Raw genomic sequence first — 17,957 nt, 5'->3', positions numbered from 1 at the left:
TTCCGGTTACCGGGCCTCGACGCGCACGAGCCGAGTGGTCGCGAGCGTGCTCCCGACGTGAAGTTCGAACGCCCCGGGTTCGACGCGCCAGCCGTCCGCCCACAGCCCGAAGACCTCGCGCGGCAGGGCGATGGACACGGTCGCCGAGTGGCCGGCATCCAGGGTCCGTCGCGCGAAGCCGACGAGGCGCCGCACGGGCTGCGTGACCGAGGCCACCACGTCGCGCAGGTACACCTGCACCACCTCGTCGCCGCGCCGGTCGGACGTGTTCGTCACCTCGACAGTCACCGTGAGCACCGTCTCGTCGAGAGCGCCCTCGGCGGGGAATGCGGATGCCGAGACCTCGGGCACCCCGTGCGCGAACCGGGCGTAGCCCGAGCCGTGGCCGAAGGAGAACTGCGGTCCGAGGGGGAGGTCGAGGTACTTCGACGTGTACTTGTCCTGCACGTTCCCGGGTCCGTGCAGGCCCACGTCGATGTGTTCGGCGGTGAGCGTTCCGCCGGTCGATGCCGGGCGTCCGGTGTTCTCGTGGGCGTAGGGGATCGGGATCTGCCCGACCGAGCGCGGGAACGACATCGGCAGGCGACCGGAGGGCTCGGCGTCACCCAGCAGGAGATCGACGATCGCCGCGGGGGCTTCGGTGCCCCCGTGCCACACGACGACAGCGGCGGCCACCTCGTCGATCCAGCCGGCGACGACGAGCGGGCGGCCGGTGACGAGCATCACGACGGTGGGCGTCCCGGTGGCGGCTACCGCGCGGATCAACGCCTCCTGCCGACCGGGGAGGCGCAGGTCGCTTCGCGAGGCGGCTTCGCCGGAGAGGGCGGAGGGCTCCCCGGCGAGGACGACCGCGACGTCGGCGGCGGCCGCCGCACGGACGGCTGCCGCGATGCCGTCGTCGTCGGGTGAGAGGAAGTCCACGCCCTCCTCGACGGCGATCTCGAGGTCGGGGCGGCGATCGGACAGCTCGTCGACCACGGACCCCGCGCGGGCACCGAAGAACTGCACCCACGCGCCGAGGTGGTCGGTCGACGTGGCGTACGGGCCCGTCAGCAGCACGCGGCGCGCGACGAGGGGGAGGGTGCCGTCGTTGTGCAGCAGCACGCTGCCGCGCGTGGCGGCGGCGCGGACGAGCGCGCGAGAGGCGGCATCCGGGGTCGTGATCTCGGCATCCGGATCGACGTAGGGGTTCTCGAAGAGGCCGAGTGCCTCCTTCACGCGCAGCACGCGGCGTACGGCGTCGTCGACGCGGCCGGGATCGAGACGCGCGAGTTCGTCGTCGGCGAGGCCGAGAGGAGAGCCTCCCATCTCGATGTCGAGCCCGGCCGCGTACGCCTGGCGGACGGCATCCGCGAGGTTCTCCGCGACGCCGTGCGGAACGAGGTTCGCGACGCCCTCGGCATCGCCCACGACGACCCCGTCGAAGCCCCACTCCCGCTTGAGCACGTCGGTCAGCAGACGCCGGTGGGCGTGCATCGGGATGCCGGACACCGACGTGAACGCGGCCATCACCGAGGCGGCTCCCGCCCGTACGGCGGCCTCGAACGGCGGGAGGTGGACGGTGCGGAGGGCTCGTTCGCTGAGGTCGGCGCCGTTGTTGTCGCGCCCGCCCTCGCCCGCGCCGTAGCCGACGAAGTGCTTGGCGGTGGCGACGATGGCATCCGGAGACGACAGGTCGTCGCCCTGGTAGCCGCGGACCATGGCGGCGACCAGCAGCGAGGTCAGCCACGGATCCTCGCCGAACCCCTCGGACACGCGTCCCCACCGCGGGTCGCGCGAGACGTCGGCCATCGGGGAGAAGGTCCAGGTCACGCCGCCCGAGCGGGCCTCGGTCGCGGCGAGGTGCGCGAGCTCGCGGACGAGGTCGGGGTCGAAGGTCGCAGCCTGCGACAGCGGGATCGGGGCGATCGTGCGCTGTCCGTGGATGACGTCGAGGCCGACGAGCAGGGGGATCCCGAGACGCGTCTCCTCGACGGCGACGCGCTGGAGGGCGTTCGTCGCCGCGGCGGATGGGGGCCAGAACGTCGAGCCCACGCCGCGGCGGACGAGGGCGGCGGCATCGTCGGGGTTCGGGCGGAAGACGATCTGGAGCTGACCGATCTTCTCGTCCCACGTCATGCGGGCGAGGAGGTCGTCGATGCGAGCGCTCATGACAGGGGCCGGTACGTCGCGGAGCGGAAGCGCGCGGTTCCCTCGCCGCACGCGTAGAGCGCGGGTCGCAGGCTCAGCAGGTCGCCGACGGTGTTGGCGTGGTAGCCCGAGACCTCGAACCGCAGGCCGTGCCGTGTCCACTCGCCGCCGGGTGCGCGGTAGTGGATCTCGACGATGTGCCGGTCGTTGCGGATGCGCAGCTGCATCCGCCGCGCGGGCGGTGCCGGCTCGGGGCGGTGGTGCGGATGGCCGCCGAAGTACGTGCGCATGCGCTCGCCGTCGATGCCGACGCCGACGTACAGGCGGTCGTTGAAGAAGAGCAGGATGCCGGCCTCGACCCCGGGGTTGTTCACCTCGACGTCGACCTCGATCTCGTACGCGTGGTCGGGGGCGATCGTGACGAGCGGCGACGTGTCGGCGGGAGAGTCGCCCTTCGCCGTGACGACGAGGCCGTCATCGATTCGCAGCCGTTCCGCCTCGCGGGGGCCGGGGGCATGGAACGTCCACCGTTCGGGGGACGGGAGCGCCGCGAAGTCGTCGTTCCACGCGACGGGTCCGCTCTGCGCGGCGGCACCCGCCGGGACGTCGAGGTCGCCGCCGATGTCGGTGGCCCCGAGCGGCCATCCGTCGTCGGTCCAGGTGACGGGCTCGAGCAGGATCTGGCGGCCGAGCGTGCGGTAGCCGTTCTCGTACCCGTGTGACAGCATCCACCACCCGTCGCCCTCCGGGCCGGGAACGATCGTCGCGTGACCGCGCGACCACCACGCCTGGGCGGCATCCGTGGTCCGCGTGACGGGGTTGTGCGGACTGTTCTCCCACGGGCCGTGCACCGAGCGTGATCGAGCGGCGGTGACCATGTGCCCGGTGGGCGGGCCGGCTGTGCCGCCGACGGCGCTGATCAGGTAGAACCACTCGTCCTTGCGCAGCAGCTTGGGCCCCTCCAGAGCGTAGGCCTCGGTGACCCACTCGTCGGGGTAATGCCAGCCGTCGTACACGTGCTCGAGGTCGCCGACGGTCGACAGTCCGTCGTCGGCGAGGGCGATTCGACGTACCCCGTTCGTGAACAGGTACCGCTTCCCGTCCTCGCCCACGACGTGGCCCGGGTCGATCGCGCCCCGGATGCCGAGGTCGATCGGTTCCGACCAGGGGCCCTCCATGGAGTCGGCGTGGATGACGAAGATCGAGGGCTCCGTGAGCGCGGACCAGGATGCCGGGATGAAGGGGATGTAGATGAAGAAGCGTCCGTCGACCTCGGCGATGTCGACCGCGAAGGTCACGCCGACGGGATCGGGGAGCGCGGCCGTGACGTACTCCCACGAGACGAGGTCGCGCGAGCGGTAGAGCAGTAGACCCGGAGCCGACTCGAACGAGGAGTACGTCATCCAGTATTCGTCGCCGACTTTGATGACGGCCGGGTCCGGACGGTCCCCGCCCAGGACGGGATTGCGGAAGGTGGTCACGAGAGCTCCTGTGCGTGGGTCGGAAACAGCGATCGGCTGCCGCCCCGGGGGACGACAGCCGATCGCGACAGAGGGGATCAGCCCCAGGCGCTGTCCATGTCGGCGAGCACCTGGTCGACCGTCTTCTGGCCGGTCAGCAGACCCTGGACGCCCGCACCGAGAGCGTCGTAGACGCCCGGGTTCGGCCACGCGGCGTTCGGCAGGCCGGTGTACGAGTTCGACTCGAGCAGCGAGCCGATGTTCTTGTACTGCGGGAGCAGGCTGTCTTCCGAGGCGCCGACGATCGGCACGCCGCCGAAGCTGTCGGCGAAGGCCTTGGCCTGGTCGGGGGTGGCGACCCAGTCGAGGAAGTCCTGGATGAGCTTCTTCTTCGCGTCGCTGGTCTTCGCGTTCACGCCCCAGGCGTAGTTGGCCGAGGCGAGGACGAACGGCTTCTGGCCCGAGGAGGGCGGGAAGCTCTGCACGGTCAGGTCGGCGCCGGTCGCCGCGCCGATCGAGCTCGCCGCGCTCCCGGGGACCGCGGCCGACAGAGCCGTGCCGCCACCGAGGCCGGCGGTGATGTTGTCGAACGTGCCGCCCGCGGCACCGTCCTGGAAGCAGCCGGCGGAGTTCATGTCGACGAGGTCCTGCAGCGTCTCCTTCCAGCCTTCGGTGTCGGCGAAGGTGACCTTGCCCGCGGCGCGCTGCTCGTTCCAGTCGGGGGTCGCCTCGTAGACGCGGGTGGCCGAGATGAGCTGCGCCATCAGGCCGGTGTTGAAGGTGATGGCGCCGGCGAGGACCGTGAAGCTCTTGCCCGCGTCGCGAGCGGTCTTGCAGTCGGCGAGGAGGGACTCGTAGTCGTCGGGGTAGGCCGTGAGGCCCGCTTCCTTTGCGGCGTCGTTGTTGTAGACGAGGCCGACCGGAATGAGCGCGGTGGGCTGGGCGTAGACCTTGCCGTCGACCTCGTACTGGTTCTCGGCGTTCGCCGGGACGAGGCTGGCGGACGAGTCGCCCAGCGGGGCCAGGAGGCCCGCCTGCGCGAGCGAGATGACCGAGATCGGCTGTCCGGTGCCGGGCGCGAGGATCATGACGTCGGCGGCGTTGCCGGCCTGCAGCTGCGTGGTGACCTGCGTGTTGTAGGCCTCGGAGGGGTAGGGGATGACCTCGATGTTGAGGCCCTTCTCCTGCCCGTAGGCCTCGAGCGTCTTGGCGTACGACTGGTCGTCGTCGTTGGCCTGGGCGACCATGACGGTGAACCCGTCGGCGCTGTCGCCGCCGCCGGAGTCGCTGTTGCCCGAACAGCCGGCGAGGATGAGGACACCGGCGAGCGGAGCGGCGAGCAGGGGAAGGCGGAGCGACCGAAGCGAACTGTGCTGTGGCATGGGCGAACCCTTTCGTGACGTCTTTGTCTCCAGCCCGGGTAGTGAGTGGCTGGTACGGCTTTCGTTGCCGCGAGTTCAGGGTGACACACATTTGTCGGTTTTCGACATTAGCGTCGCTGATGCCGTGCAATAGTGCCAGCGATTCGCCATCGATACGGCCGCTCACCAGCATTTCTCCTCGCGCGCGGGCGATGCGCGCGGGTGGCCGTGAGGGTCAGAAGGGGAGAGCTCGTCTCGTTATGTCGAGCATCCATCTCACTAATGTGTCTTTTCGACACAAGGGTGCGATAGTCGGAGAACCGGCGCTCGACGCAACGAGAGCGCAATGACGACGAAGTCAGAGGGCAGATGACTGTGACCATCGAAAAGGACACCACGCGGACGCTCACCGTGCCGCCCAAGGCTCGGCGGACATCTCAGCGGCCGGTGCGCGGGGGAAAGCCCCTGATCAGCTACGGGCAGTGGTGGTGGGCTCTTCCCGCCATCCTCCTCGTGCTCGGCGTGCAGTACGCCGCGACCCTCACGGGCGGCTTCTTCGCCTTCACCAACTGGACCGGTCTCGGCTCGTTCGAGATCACCGGGTTCGACAACTTCGCCAAGATCTTCGCGGACCCGCAGCTGCTCGGCGCGGTGTGGAACACCCTCTTCCTCGCCTTCGGGTCGGTCATCATCACGAACGTGCTGGGTCTGCTGTTCGCCCTCGCGATCAACCGCACGTTGAAGACGCGCTACATCCTGCGCACCCTGCTGTTCATGCCGGTCGTGCTCAGCCCGCTGGCCGTCGCCTATGTCTGGAAGTTCATCTTCCAGTTCAACGGTCCGCTGAACGGCTTCCTCGGGGCGATCGGTCTCGAGTCGCTGCAGAAGACCTGGCTCGCCGACCCCACGTGGTCGATCTGGGCGATCCTCATCACGGTCGTGTGGCAGCAGACGGGCTTCACGATGGTGATCTACCTCGCGGGCCTGGCCTCGGTGCCGGTCGAGGTCGAAGAGGCCGCGGCCCTCGACGGCGCCGGCGTGTGGGGGCGCTTCTGGAACGTCGTCGTCCCCGCCATCCGCCCCTCGATCGCGATCGCGACGACCCTGGGACTCATCCAGGGCCTCCGCATCTTCGACCAGATCCTCGCCCTCACCGGAGGCGGTCCGGCGGGAGCCACCGAGACTCTTGCGACCGAGGTCTACAAGAACGCTTTCTCTCTCGGGCAGTTCGGCTTCGGCTCGGCGCTCGCGCTCGTGCTCACCGTCATCATCCTGGCGTTCGCCATCCTCCAGCAGTACGTCACGCGCGACCGCGAGGTCGGGAAGGTCTCCTGATGTTCCGCTACACGAAGTTCACGGCCGTCCGGGAAGTCCTGGTCTGGGTCGTGACCCTGATCGGTCTCCTGCCCCTCTACATCCTCGTCGCCACCGCGCTCAAGAGCGACAAGGAGGCCCTGTCGAGCAGTGCCGTCGCCCCGCCGACGAGCATCGACTTCAGCGCGTTCGTGTCGGTGCTGACCGCGACCGGTCGCAACAGCATCCCGATGAGCATCCTGAACAGCGTGATCATCACCGGCGGAGCAATCCTCGGTCTCGTCCTGTTCGGCTCGGTCGCCGCCTACGTGATCGCCCGCCGCACCCGGAAGTGGACGACGATCACCTACTACCTCGTGCTGATCGCGATCATCCTGCCCGCGCAGTTGGGCACCGTTCCCCTCTACATCGGGGCCCGTTCGATCGGCCTGACCGGCAACGCCTTCGGCATGATCGTGCTCTGGGTCGGCATCCTGATGCCGCTGTCGGTCTTCCTCTACGCCAGCTTCTTCCGCGGGCTGTCGACCGAGTACGAAGAGGCCGCCGTGATCGACGGCGCCTCGCCGGTGCAGGCTTTCTTCCGTGTCGTGCTGCCGCTCATGGCGCCGGCCACCGGAACGGTGGCGATCCTCGCGGGCCTGATCGTCTGGAACGACTTCTTCAACTCGCTGATCTTCCTCGGCGGTTCCACCACGCAGACCCTGCCCGTCGCGATGTACACCTACGTCGGCGGTCTCGTCTCGGCCTGGAACAAGATCTTCGCCGTCGTGATCATCTCGATGGTCCCGATCCTGCTCTTCTACATGTTCGCTCAGAAGCGCTTCATCCAGGGCTTCGCCGGCGGCCTGAAGGGCTGACGCTTTCTCCTCATGGATGCCGGACCGCCGGCATCCATGATCGTCGCGCCCGCATCCTCGAAAGGACACCCTCGTGTACCAACTCGCCCCCAACATCGAACTCCTCTTCACCGAGGCCGGTGACTACCACGACCGCGTGCGCGCGGCGGCGGCCGCGGGCTTCGATGCCGTCGAGATGTGGGGGCCGACCGGCGTCGACGCCCCGGCCACCCCGAAGGATCTGCCCGCGCTGAAGGCCGCGCTCGAGGAGACCGGCGTGCAGCTGACCGCACAGCTCGCCGAGCCGCGCACGCAGTTCATGATCCCGCCGTGGGACCACTCGGAGTTCTTCCGCAAGCTCGACGAGGGAGTCGAGATCGCCCGCGACCTGGGCTGCCCGCGCATCGTCGTCGGCAGCGGCACCGGGTTCGGTGGGTGGAAGCGCCAGGTGCAGCTCGACAAGCTCATCGAGATCTACCGCAAGGCGATCGCGCAGATCGAGGGCTCGGGCGTCGGCCTGGTGCTCGAGCCGGTGAACGTCCGGGTCGACCACCCCGGTTCGCTCCTGGACCGGACGGCCGAGGGCGTCTACGTCGCTCGCGGCGTCGACTCGCCGCAGTTCGGCGTGCTGTACGACATCTACCACTCGGCCGTCGAGGGCGAGGACATGGAGGCCGAGCTCGCGAACGCCGGCGACCTCATCCACTACGTGCAGCTCGCCGATGCGCCGGGCCGCGGTGAGCCCGGCACGGGTGCCCTCGACTGGACCCAGCGCTTCGCTCTGCTGCGTGACAGCGGCTACGACGGGCCGGTGGGCCTGGAGTACTACCCGACCACCGCGTCCGAGGCCTCGGTCGCGCACGTCGTCGAGATCGCGCGCGCGGCATGAACGCGCGACGCTACCCCGAATCGGTCGACGTCGTCATCGTCGGCAGCGGCCCCACGGGCTCGGCCTATGCGCGCATCCTCTCGGAGCGGGTGCCGGGTGCGACGATCGCGATGTTCGAGGTGGGGCCGACGGTGTCGGACCCGCCCGGCGCGCACGTGAAGAACATCGCCGACCCCGCCGAACGGGCTCGCGCGCAGGTCGCGTCCGAGGGTCCCGGTGAGCGCGGCGCGAAGGTCGCCAACCCCGGCGCCGCCCGGGCGGGCGTCCGCGGTGCGCGCCCGGGCACCTTCCTCCTGGAGGACGGTTACGCGTTCGAGGGGGAGGACGGCCTGCCGGTCGTGGCGATGTCGAGCAACGTCGGCGGCATGGCGGCGCACTGGACTGGTGCCTGCCCCCGCCCGAACGACAGTGAGCGCATCGCTTTCCTGCCCGATCTCGACGAGCTGCTCGACGAGGGCGATCGTCTGCTCGGCGTCACCCGCAACGCCTTCGACTCGGCGCCGTTCGGGGCGATCGTGCGCGAGCGCCTCTCGGCGGCGGTCGATGAGGGCCGCGTCGATGAGACGAAGGTGCAGCGGATGCCGTTGGCCGTGCACCGCCGCGACGATGGACGTCTGGTCTGGTCGGGGTCGGACGTCGTGCTCGGCGAGGTGACGCGAGAGAACCCCGGGTTCTCGCTGTTCGACGAATCGCTCGCGGTGCGCGTGATCGTGGAGGGCGGACGCGCGGCCGGGGTGATCGTGCGCGACCTGCGCTCGGGCGAGGAGCACCGCGTTGCGGCGCGCTTCGTCGTGGTCGCGGCCGACGCGCTGCGCACGCCGCAGTTGCTGTGGGCCTCGGGCGTGCGTCCCGAGGCGCTTGGGCGCTACCTCAACGATCAGGCCCAGGTGGTCTTCGCCTCGCGGCTGCGCGATATGCCGCCGCTCGCCGAGGATGCCCCCACGGCCGGACTCGCCGAGTACAGCGGCGTGAGCTGGGTGCCGTTCACCGACGACATGCCGTTCCACGGTCAGATCATGCAGCTCGACGCCTCTCCGATCGCCCTCGCCGACGACGACCCCGTCGTCCCGGGCTCGATCGTGGGGCTCGGACTGTTCTGCGCCAAGGACCTGCAGCGCGATGACCGCGTCGTCTTCGACGAGGGGCACGTCGACGGATATGGGATGCCGGCTCCCCGCATCCACTACCGCCTCACCGCCCGCGATCACGAGGTGGTGGAGCGGGCCCGGCGCGAGATCGTGCGTCTGGCCGAGGCCATCGGCGACCCGGTCGGCGATCGCCCGTTCACGCTTCCGCTCGGCTCGTCGCTGCACTATCAGGGCTCGACGCGGATGGGCGTCGCGGACGACGGCACGAGCGTGTGCGACGTCGACAGCGAAGTCTGGGGCGTTCCCGATCTGTTCGTCGCCGGCAACGGCGTGATCCCGACCGCGACCGCGTGCAACCCCACGGTGACCTCGGTCGCCCTGGCGGTGCGGGGGGCGCGGAAGATCGCGGCCGTGCTCGGTTCGGAGCGGGCCGCCCCGGTCTCGGCATCCGTCTGATCCTTGCTTATGCAGGAATCAGACATTAGAGTGTAGAAATCAGAACAAAGAAGTTCGCGGCTTCGGCCGCACCGACGAGGAGGTCCCGGTGATCCCGGATCGCATCATCGAGCAGGGCACTCTGAGCGCCCGCGACGGACGCGCAGCAGTCGAGGTGCGCCTCCCCTGGTACCGGGCGCTCCCGGCATCCTGCATCTCCGGTGCGAAGCTCACCGTCGACGGGGTCGAGGCGCCCGCGGACTCGCTGCGCTGGGAGATGAACGGCGAGGAGTTCACCTTCGCCGACATGAAGACGAACACCGAGCAGTGGTGGTTCCCGACCGACTCCGCGGTGCTGTCGGGAGAGGTGGCGGTGGATGCCGGAGAGCACGAGGTGCGCGTCGACCTCGAGCTCTACATCCCGTACATCATCATCTCCGACGACAGCTCTGCCGACAGCGTGCTCCACATCGAAGAGCACGACACGAAGACGATGACCGTCCGCCAGGTCGAGGAGGCCCGCGCATGACCGAGCTCGGCACGCCCATCCAGGGGGTCACCCTCTACAGCTTCACCCGCGCCTTCCACGGCCGCGAGTACGACCTCGATCAGCTCATCCGCAAGACCGCGGCCGAGGGCTTCGGACCCGGTCTCGAGATCATCGGCTTCTCGAGCTTCCGCGGCTTCCCCGAGATCGACGACCGCTTCGCGGGGAGCTTCTCCGACCTCATCGACGAGGTCGGCCTCGTGCGTACCTCGCTCGCGGTGAACGCCGACATCGGCCTGCGTCCCGACAAGCTCATGGACCAGGACGAGCTCATCGCGTACATGCGCAAGCAGATCGCGGCGGCGGCGAAGCTCGGCTTCCCCATCGCGCGCGTGCAGATCTCGCTCACGCCCGACTCGATGGAGGCGCTGGCGCCGATCGCCGAGGAGTATGGCGTCACGCTCGCGCTCGAGGTGCACGCCGACCAGTACGCCTCGCACCCGCGCATCCTCGCGCTGCGCGATCGCTACGAGAAGGTCGGCTCGCCCTTCCTCGGCTTCACGATGGACTGGGGCGCCACCGTCACGGGCTTCGCTCCCTCGCTCATCGAGGCGTACCGCCGGCGCGGGGCCTCGGAGGAGCTTCTCTCGGCCGTCGTCGCCCTGTGGGACGAGTACTACGAGCAGGGTCCGCCCGCCGATCAGGCCGACCACGGGCAGCGCTTCGGCCGCTTCATCGGTCTGGCTCACCAGCACGGTCGCCCCGACCTCGGCATCGACTTCGGCATCAACGGCACCGGCCTGTTCGGGCCGGCGCGCGTGGACGACTGGCTCGAGATCATGCCGTGGATCAAGCACGTGCACGGCAAGTTCTTCGGCATCGACGAGCACGGGAACGAGCCCTCGGTGCCCGTCGCCGACCTCATCACCCTGTTGGTCGAGAACGGCTACAGCGGAGCGGTGTCGAGCGAGTACGAGGGCTGGCACTGGAACCACTGGCAGAGCCCCTTCGAGATCATCCGCGGCGAACAGGCCATCCAGCGCACCGCGGCCGAGGCCGCGGGCTCGCGCATGATCACGGATGCCGCCGAGGCTCGGCGCGCCCTCGACGCCCACCTGCCGCACGCCGTGCGGGCCTGACCCGCGCGCCTGGAAGGACAACGCGAATGACTGACGGCATCGCCGGAACAGGCATCAAGCTCGGCACCACGCTCTACTCGATGACGAGCGAGTTCGCCGCGGGGCTCTACACCCCCGAGACCCTCATCAAAGAAGTGCACGACCAGGGCATCGGCCCGGGCGTCGAGTTCAACTTCGCGCAGCTGCTGCGCTCGTACCCCGACGTCGATGCCGACTTCACGAAGCTCTGGTTCGACTCGCTCGAGACGTACGGTCTCGAGGCCAGCGCCGTCGGCACGAACCTCGACATGGGCCGGCGCAAGGACCGCGACATGACGCCGGACGAGGAGCACGACTTCTTCGCGCGCCAGCTCAAGTCGGCGCACACGCTCGGTTTCAAGACGGTCGTCATCCGCTCGGCCGGCAAGGAGCTGCTGCGCCGTCTGCTGCCCCTGGCCGAGAAGTACGACCAGCGGCTCGGCTACGAGATCCACGCGCCCTCGGGTCCCAACGACCCGAAGGTGCTCGAGATCCGCGAGGTGTATGACGAGCTCGGGAGCGACCGGCTCGGCTTCACCGCCGACTTCTCGTCGACCATGCACTCGCTCTCTCCCACCCTGCTGCGCACGCTCGGCCAGATGGGCATGGACGGGAAGCACTTCCCGGTCATGGACGAGATCTGGCGAGAGCCCACCCCCATGCACGTGCGCAACCAGAAGTTCGAGGACTACCTCTCGGGCGAGGGTGTCGACCCGCTGCGCTTCGGGCCGTTCACGCGCCTGGCCTTCAACATGCACGGTCTCGTGCCGCCGGAGGAGTGGCTCGACATCATGCCGCGGATCTTCCACGTGCACGCGAAGTTCTACGACATCGGCGTGGACGGCCAGGAGCCGGCCATGGACATCCCGCGCATCGTGAAGCAGTTCGTGATCGGCGGGTACGAGGGTTATCTCTCCAGCGAATGGGAGGGCCACGCCTTCAGCGACCTCGGCGAGAGCGACCCCATCGATCTCGTCAAGAAGCAGCACGCGCTCATGCGCAAAGCCATCGAACAAACCGTCGCCGAGCGCCAGCCGGCCTGACAACCCTCACCCACGAAGGAGTATCCGTGTCGAACACCACCACCGAGGCATCCATCTCGGACCTCATCGCCGAGATCGCGCGCCTGCGCGACCAGGTCGAGGCCGCCCAGTCCCTCGCGCAGCGCGCCGAGGACCGCGGACAGGTCGAGAACCTGTTCAACCGCTACATGTTCCTGCACAACGCCTTCGAGGACGAGCAGATCATCCCGATGTGGGTGAAGGAGGGCACCGAGGGCATCCGCGCGCGGTACACCAACGCCGGTCAGTACACGACCTGGCAGAGCGTGACCGACTACCACCGCGGGCGCCCCCACCCGGAGGGCAAGCTCATCCTCCACACCACGAACACCCCCGTGATCGAGGTCGCCGCCGACGGCAAGACCGCCAAGGGCGTCTGGCTCATGGCCGGCACCGAGTCGGGCCTGACCGACCCCAAGGTCGCCGAGGCGTTCCCCGACATGTACTCGCCCGACGAGGTGCTCGGCAAGAAGGTCTGGGCGCACTGGGTGTGGTGCAAGTACGCCATCGACTTCCTCAAGCAGGACGGCGAGTGGAAGTTCTGGAAGTTCCGCTGCTACGAGCTCGCCCGTGCCCCCTTCGAGGAGAACTGGGTCAGCTTCGGCCTGAAGAACCAGGGCGCCTTCGACCTCGACCTGATGTACTTCGGCGACGACGGCAAGCCCGTCTTCATGCCGCCCGCTGACGAGCCGGTTCCCTCGAAGAACCACCCGTACAGCCCCCAGACGACGCAGAAGCTCGAGCCCGTGCCGCCGGTGGCGCACGAGCACTTCGTCGACACCTTCGCCTAGGAGTCCCCGTGGCCACCCACAACTCGCTCTTCGCCGAGAAGGACGTCCGTCGTACCGACGACGGGCTCGCCGTCTCGGTGCAGCTGCCGTGGTATCGGAGCCTCTGGCTGTCGGCCGTCGACGGGGTCGCCGCCTCGGTGAACGGTGTCGCGGTCCCGACCGAGGACCTCCGGTTCGTCCTCGAGGGTCGCGAGTACCGCGTCGAGGAGCTGCCCGAGCAGTCCGACACCCTGTGGTTCGTCGCCGACCGCCCCGATGTGCTGATCCACCTCGACACGCCGCCCGCGGCGGGCGAGAAGGTCACCGTCGAGGTCGTCCTGACGATGCGTCTGCTCTACATGCAGATCATGCCGGGCGTCGACGGCGGTCCCGGTCGCTACGTCACGAACCGGGTTCCGGTCGAGCGCGAGCTGGTGCTGGCATGACCGCGCCCGCTCGCGTCACCGTGCCCGAAGCGCCGCTTGGCGACCCTCCGCCGAAAACTCCGCTCCGCGTCGCCATGATCGGCTACGGCTTCATGGGAGCCGCCCATTCCGTGGGTTGGCGCCAGGCGCCGCGCATGTTCGACCTGCCGCGCGCGGTCGAGATGACCGTGGTCGTCGGACGGAACGCGGATGCCGTGGCATCCGCCGCCGAGAAGTGGGGCTGGGCCGAGTCGGCCACCGACTGGCGCGAGGTCATCGGGCGCGACGACATCGACATCGTCGACATCGTCACGCCCGGCGACTCGCACGCCGAGATCGCCATCGCGGCCCTCGAGGCGGGCAAGCACGTGCTGTGCGAGAAACCGCTGGCGAACACGGTCACCGAGGCCGAGGCGATGGCCGAGGCGGCTGAGCGGGCGCGGGCGCGTGGCATCCGGTCGATGGTCGGATTCACGTACCGTCGCGTGCCGGCGGTGACGCTGCTGCGCGACATGATCGCCGAGGGGGCCGTGGGCACGGTGCAGCAGGTGCGCGCGGCGTACCGGCAGGACTGGCTCGTCGACCCCGGGATGCCGCTCGCCTGGCGCCTGCAGAAGGAGCACGCCGGTTCGGGGGCGCTCGGCGACATCGGCGCGCACATCATCGACATGACGCAGTTCGTGACCGGGCTCGGCGTCGAGAGCGTCACGGGAACCCTCGAGACGATCGTGAAGCAGCGGCCGCTGCAGGCCGCCGGGTCGGGGTTGTCGGGCTCGGCCGGCGAAGGGTTCGGTGAGGTCACGGTCGACGACGCCGCGATCTTCACCGGGCGGCTGTCGAACGGCGCCCTCGCGTCCTTCGAGGCGACCCGCTTCGCGACCGGGCGCAAGAACGCCCTCACGATCGAGGTGTCGGGGGACCGGGGCGCGCTCGCGTTCGACCTCGAAGACCTCAACAGCCTGCGGTTCTACGACCGCACCGCCGCCGACGGGCGGCAGGGCTTCACGCGGATCCTCGTCACCGAGCCGCAGCATCCGTACGTCTCGGCGTGGTGGCCCGCGGGGCACATGCTCGGCTACGAGCACGGCTTCAGCCACCAGGTCGTCGACCTCGTCGGCGCGATCGACGCCGGCACCGACCCGCATCCCTCGTTCGACGAGGGGCTTCGCGTCCAGCGCGTGCTCGACGCGGTCGAGCGCAGTTCCTCCGCCGGCGCGGTGTGGACCGGCGTCGCATCCCCCGTCCCCGCTTCGTGAAAGGCCCCGTCATGGCACGCCCCATCACCCTGTTCACCGGCCAGTGGGCCGATCTGCCCTTCGAAGAGGTCGCGCGCCTCGCCGGCGAGTGGGGCTACGACGGCCTCGAGATCGCCTGCTGGGGCGACCACATCGACGTGTCGCGCTGGGACGACGCCGACTACGTGCAGTCGCGTCTCGACATCCTCGAGCGCAACGGTCTGAAGGTCTGGACGATCGCCAACCACCTCGTGGGCCAGGCCGTGTGCGACGACCCCATCGATGAGCGCCACCACGACATCGTGCCGCCGCGCGTGTGGGGGGACGGGGATGCCGAGGGCGTTCGCCGGCGTGCCGCCGAGGACCTCAAGAACACGGCGCGCTTCGCCGCGAAGCTCGGCGTGAAGACGGTCACCGGCTTCACCGGGTCGAGCATCTGGAAGTACGTCGCGATGTTCCCGCCGGCCTCCGACGCCATGATCGAGCGAGGGTATGCGGACTTCGCTGAGCGGTGGCATCCGATCCTCGATGTCTTCGAAGAGGTCGGCGTGCGCTTCGCGCTCGAGGTGCACCCGTCCGAGATCGCGTACGACTACTGGACCGCCAAGAAGACGCTCGAGGCGATCGGACACCGGAAGAGCTTCGGGTTCAACTTCGACCCCTCGCACTTCGTGTGGCAGCAGCTCGACTCGGTCGCGTTCGTGCTGGATTTCGCGGAGCACATTCTCCACGTGCACTGCAAGGAGTCCACGACCAACCTCGACGGCCGCAACGGCGTGCTCGGCTCGCACCTGTCGTGGGACAACCCGCGCCGCGGGTGGACGTTCGTCTCGACCGGCCACGGCGACGTGCCGTGGGAGCCGCTCTTCCGCGCGCTGAACGCGATCGGCTACGACGGCCCGACGAGCGTCGAGTGGGAGGACGCCGGCATGGACCGGCTCGTCGGCGGCCCCGAGGCCCTCGCCTTCGTTCGCAAGCTCGGCGAGATCACGCCGCCGCACCAACTGTTCGACGCCGCGTTCTCGAACAGGGGGTGATCGGGGGCTGCGTGCGGGCGGCGGCGGGTGCGGGGGCGCGGGGCATGCGGGGGCGTGCGGGGGCGTGCGGGGGCGTGCCCGCCGCGATAAACGCCGTTCCTTGCGAGAAACGCGGTGTCGCGGCGTTTCTCGCACGTAACAGCGTTTATCAGTGAGGGGAGACGGGCGTGATCGGAATCGGCATCCTGGGGGCCGGCGGCATCGCCGAGCGTGCGATGGTCGACCCCGCGCGCGGGGTGGAGGGCGTCGAGGTGGTCGCGATCGGAGCGCGCGACCCGGAGCGAGCTCGGGCGTTCGCCGAGCGGTTGGGAGTCCCCGCATGGGGCGACTACGACGCGGTGCTGTCCGACCCGCGGGTCGACCTCGTCTACCTCGCGCTCCCGCCGATCGTGCACGCCGAGTGGGCGCAGCGCGCGCTCGCCGCCGGCAAGAACGTGCTGTGCGAGAAGCCCCTGTCGGCGAACGGTGCCACCGCCGAAGCGATCGCGGATGCCGCGGATGTCGCGGGCCGACGCGCGTTCGTCGGGTTCCATTTCCGCCTCCACGGCTTCATCCGCGAGCTCCTCGACACGATCTCGTCGGGCGTGCTCGGTGACGTGAAGCTCGTCGAGATCGACTTCAGCATCCCGCACTTCGTCGTACAGCCCGGCAACATCCGCCTCGACGGCGACCTCGCGGGTGGGGCCGTGATGGACGTCGGCTGCTACGCCGTCGATCTCCTCCGCGCGGCGTTCGGCGAGCCCGAGGCGATCACGGCGACGGCGCAGACGTACGACGCCGATCCCCGGATCGACCTCCAGACCGATGCCGAGCTGCGTCTACCCGGTGGCATCCCGGCCCTCCTGCGGGCGTCGTTCCTCGGCGACGATCAGGGCGCGATGTGGGTGCGCGTCGACGGCGGCGACGCGTCGCTGCTGGCGACGAGCGTGATCGTGCCGCAGTGGGGAGCGACGCTCACCGTGACGTCGCCGGCCGGCGAGGTGCTCCGCTCCGTCGCCGCGGAACCGGGGGAGAACAGCTACGCCCGTCAGCTCGAGCACCTGCGCGATGTGCTCGCCGAGGGCTCGGAGAGCGTGCTCGACGCCCGTCGCGGCGTCGGGACGATGCGGGTGGTCGACGCGATCTACCGCGCGGCGGGGCTGGAGCCGCGCTGACGGCTGGGGTGCCTCGCGAGAACAGGACATCCGGCCAGGACAGGCCGGCGGCAGGGGCGGTGCTGTCCTCGACGATCAGCCTGTTCTCGTCGATCCCGAAGGGGAATGCGGCGATATCGTCGGACGATGAGCCCTTCCCCCGCCGTCGAGACCGCCACCCTCGCCGATGTCGACGCGCTGCTGGCGTTCTGGGCCATCGCGGGCGAGAACGACGCACGGCCGAGCGACTCGGCTCCCGTGGTCGAGGCGCTCCTGCGCCGTGACCCCGAGGCCGTGCTCGTCGTGCGGTCGGAGGGCCGGATCGTCGGCACCGTCATCGCGGGCTGGGACGGGTGGCGCGCCCACCTCTATCGCCTCGCCGTGCACCCCGACCACCGTCGTCAGGGCATCGCCGGTGCGCTCCTCGACGCGGCTGAGGATCGTCTTCGCGCGCTCGGCGCCGGACGTTTCGACGCGATGGTGCTCGAGGGCAATGACTTGGGCGCGTCGGCGTGGGCGGCTCGCGGATATGCGCCCCAACCGGAGTGGCGGCGCTGGGTGCGTCGCTCCACGTGACATTGTGTACACAATCAACACTCTTGCTACAATGATGGCATGGACACCGTGACGACCGAACTGTCGACCCGCGAGCTGCGGAGCCAGCTCTCAGACGTTCTGGGTCGTGCGATGTACGCGGGGGAGCGCATCGGCGTCACCCGCAACGGCAAGCTGGCAGCGGTGGTCGTGAGTGTCGCCGACGTCGAGGCCCTCGAAGAGTTCGAGATGGCGCAAGACGTCGCCGCGTACCGTCAGGCGAAGAGCACGGATGACGGTACCCGCGTGACGCTCGAGGAGCTTCGCGCCGACCTCTCGTCGTGACCTATCGCGTCGAACTCACCGGGGCGGCAGCTCGTCAGGTGAGGAAGCTTCCGAGGCCTGCGCGCGATCGTGTGATGGAGGCGATCGGGATGCTCCAGAACGACCCTCGACCGACGGGTGCGAAGAAGCTCGTCGGCGAGCACACGGCCTGGCGCATTCGCGTCGGGGATTACCGGGTGATCTACGACGTCTTCGATGGCGAGCTCGTCGTCACTGTGGTCCGGGCCGCCCACCGTCGGGAGGTCTACGGCCGATAGCCG

Annotated in this window: 18 protein-coding genes; 15 read left to right on the top strand and 3 right to left on the bottom strand. The window is 69.4% G+C overall.

Features of this window, described 5'->3' with window-relative positions:
* Nucleotides 1-6 precede the first annotated feature (6 nt).
* From ACMW4R_RS02240 to ACMW4R_RS02230, 3 genes are all read right to left on the bottom strand, one after another.
* The gene (locus tag ACMW4R_RS02240) at nucleotides 7-2,151 is read right to left on the bottom strand and encodes a glycoside hydrolase family 3 N-terminal domain-containing protein (RefSeq protein WP_418299016.1); all 2,145 of its coding nucleotides are present in this window, start codon (nucleotides 2,149-2,151) and stop codon (nucleotides 7-9) included.
* Nucleotides 2,148-3,611 (bottom strand): family 43 glycosylhydrolase, encoded by a 1,464-nt coding sequence (locus ACMW4R_RS02235; protein ID WP_418299015.1) that lies wholly within the window; start codon nucleotides 3,609-3,611, stop codon nucleotides 2,148-2,150. Before ACMW4R_RS02235 ends, ACMW4R_RS02240 begins: the two co-directional genes overlap by 4 nt.
* Before the next feature lie 77 nt (nucleotides 3,612-3,688).
* Nucleotides 3,689-4,972, bottom strand: a complete 1,284-nt coding sequence (locus ACMW4R_RS02230) for an ABC transporter substrate-binding protein (RefSeq protein WP_058595956.1) — start codon at nucleotides 4,970-4,972, stop codon at nucleotides 3,689-3,691.
* Between the two features lie 348 nt (nucleotides 4,973-5,320).
* Between ACMW4R_RS02230 and ACMW4R_RS02225 the strand changes: the two genes are divergently transcribed.
* From ACMW4R_RS02225 to ACMW4R_RS02155, 15 genes are all read left to right on the top strand, one after another.
* Nucleotides 5,321-6,286: a carbohydrate ABC transporter permease gene (locus tag ACMW4R_RS02225; protein ID WP_058595955.1), complete on the top strand. Its 966-nt coding sequence runs from the start codon at nucleotides 5,321-5,323 to the stop codon at nucleotides 6,284-6,286.
* Nucleotides 6,286-7,122, top strand: coding sequence for a carbohydrate ABC transporter permease (locus ACMW4R_RS02220; RefSeq protein WP_058615223.1), 837 nt, complete (start codon nucleotides 6,286-6,288; stop codon nucleotides 7,120-7,122). The genes ACMW4R_RS02225 and ACMW4R_RS02220 overlap by 1 nt, the downstream gene beginning before the upstream one ends.
* 73 nt (nucleotides 7,123-7,195) lie before the next feature.
* On the top strand, nucleotides 7,196-7,990 hold the full coding sequence (locus ACMW4R_RS02215; protein ID WP_058615224.1) for a TIM barrel protein: 795 nt from the start codon (nucleotides 7,196-7,198) through the stop codon (nucleotides 7,988-7,990).
* Nucleotides 7,987-9,534, top strand: a complete 1,548-nt coding sequence (locus tag ACMW4R_RS02210; RefSeq protein ID WP_418299014.1) for a GMC oxidoreductase — start codon at nucleotides 7,987-7,989, stop codon at nucleotides 9,532-9,534. The genes ACMW4R_RS02215 and ACMW4R_RS02210 overlap by 4 nt, the downstream gene beginning before the upstream one ends.
* Before the next feature lie 88 nt (nucleotides 9,535-9,622).
* The gene (locus ACMW4R_RS02205) at nucleotides 9,623-10,042 is read left to right on the top strand and encodes a C-glycoside deglycosidase beta subunit domain-containing protein (protein WP_418299013.1); all 420 of its coding nucleotides are present in this window, start codon (nucleotides 9,623-9,625) and stop codon (nucleotides 10,040-10,042) included.
* Nucleotides 10,039-11,139 (top strand): sugar phosphate isomerase/epimerase family protein, encoded by a 1,101-nt coding sequence (locus tag ACMW4R_RS02200; RefSeq protein WP_058627207.1) that lies wholly within the window; start codon nucleotides 10,039-10,041, stop codon nucleotides 11,137-11,139. Before ACMW4R_RS02205 ends, ACMW4R_RS02200 begins: the two co-directional genes overlap by 4 nt.
* Before the next feature lie 26 nt (nucleotides 11,140-11,165).
* Nucleotides 11,166-12,200, top strand: coding sequence for a sugar phosphate isomerase/epimerase family protein (locus ACMW4R_RS02195; protein ID WP_418299012.1), 1,035 nt, complete (start codon nucleotides 11,166-11,168; stop codon nucleotides 12,198-12,200).
* Between the two features lie 26 nt (nucleotides 12,201-12,226).
* Complete coding sequence (locus tag ACMW4R_RS02190) at nucleotides 12,227-13,009, top strand: nuclear transport factor 2 family protein (RefSeq protein ID WP_418299011.1); 783 nt, start codon at nucleotides 12,227-12,229, stop codon at nucleotides 13,007-13,009.
* An 8-nt stretch (nucleotides 13,010-13,017) separates the two neighbouring features.
* Entirely contained in the window at nucleotides 13,018-13,434 is a 417-nt protein-coding gene (locus ACMW4R_RS02185) for a C-glycoside deglycosidase beta subunit domain-containing protein (RefSeq protein WP_058595948.1), read from the top strand.
* A gap of 74 nt (nucleotides 13,435-13,508) precedes the next feature.
* A complete protein-coding gene (locus ACMW4R_RS02180; RefSeq protein ID WP_418299882.1) occupies nucleotides 13,509-14,669 on the top strand; it encodes a Gfo/Idh/MocA family protein in 1,161 nt (386 codons plus the stop codon).
* Nucleotides 14,670-14,680: 11 nt separating this feature from the next.
* A complete protein-coding gene (locus tag ACMW4R_RS02175; RefSeq protein WP_418299010.1) occupies nucleotides 14,681-15,685 on the top strand; it encodes a sugar phosphate isomerase/epimerase family protein in 1,005 nt (334 codons plus the stop codon).
* 167 nt (nucleotides 15,686-15,852) lie between these two features.
* Nucleotides 15,853-16,839: a Gfo/Idh/MocA family protein gene (locus ACMW4R_RS02170; protein WP_418299009.1), complete on the top strand. Its 987-nt coding sequence runs from the start codon at nucleotides 15,853-15,855 to the stop codon at nucleotides 16,837-16,839.
* 3 nt (nucleotides 16,840-16,842) lie between these two features.
* The gene (locus ACMW4R_RS02165; RefSeq protein ID WP_275044804.1) at nucleotides 16,843-17,394 is read left to right on the top strand and encodes a GNAT family N-acetyltransferase; all 552 of its coding nucleotides are present in this window, start codon (nucleotides 16,843-16,845) and stop codon (nucleotides 17,392-17,394) included.
* A gap of 39 nt (nucleotides 17,395-17,433) precedes the next feature.
* Nucleotides 17,434-17,697: a type II toxin-antitoxin system prevent-host-death family antitoxin gene (locus tag ACMW4R_RS02160; protein ID WP_058614197.1), complete on the top strand. Its 264-nt coding sequence runs from the start codon at nucleotides 17,434-17,436 to the stop codon at nucleotides 17,695-17,697.
* Nucleotides 17,694-17,954 (top strand): type II toxin-antitoxin system RelE family toxin, encoded by a 261-nt coding sequence (locus ACMW4R_RS02155; protein ID WP_058614196.1) that lies wholly within the window; start codon nucleotides 17,694-17,696, stop codon nucleotides 17,952-17,954. Before ACMW4R_RS02160 ends, ACMW4R_RS02155 begins: the two co-directional genes overlap by 4 nt.
* The last annotated feature ends 3 nt before the right edge of the window (nucleotides 17,955-17,957 follow it).

The sequence above is a fragment of the Microbacterium sp. S1037 genome (assembly GCF_048381605.1).
Classification (GTDB): Bacteria; Actinomycetota; Actinomycetes; order Actinomycetales; family Microbacteriaceae; genus Microbacterium; species Microbacterium testaceum_B.
The sequence above is the reverse complement of the archived record's forward strand: the minus strand, read 5'-3'. Positions and strand labels throughout refer to the sequence as shown.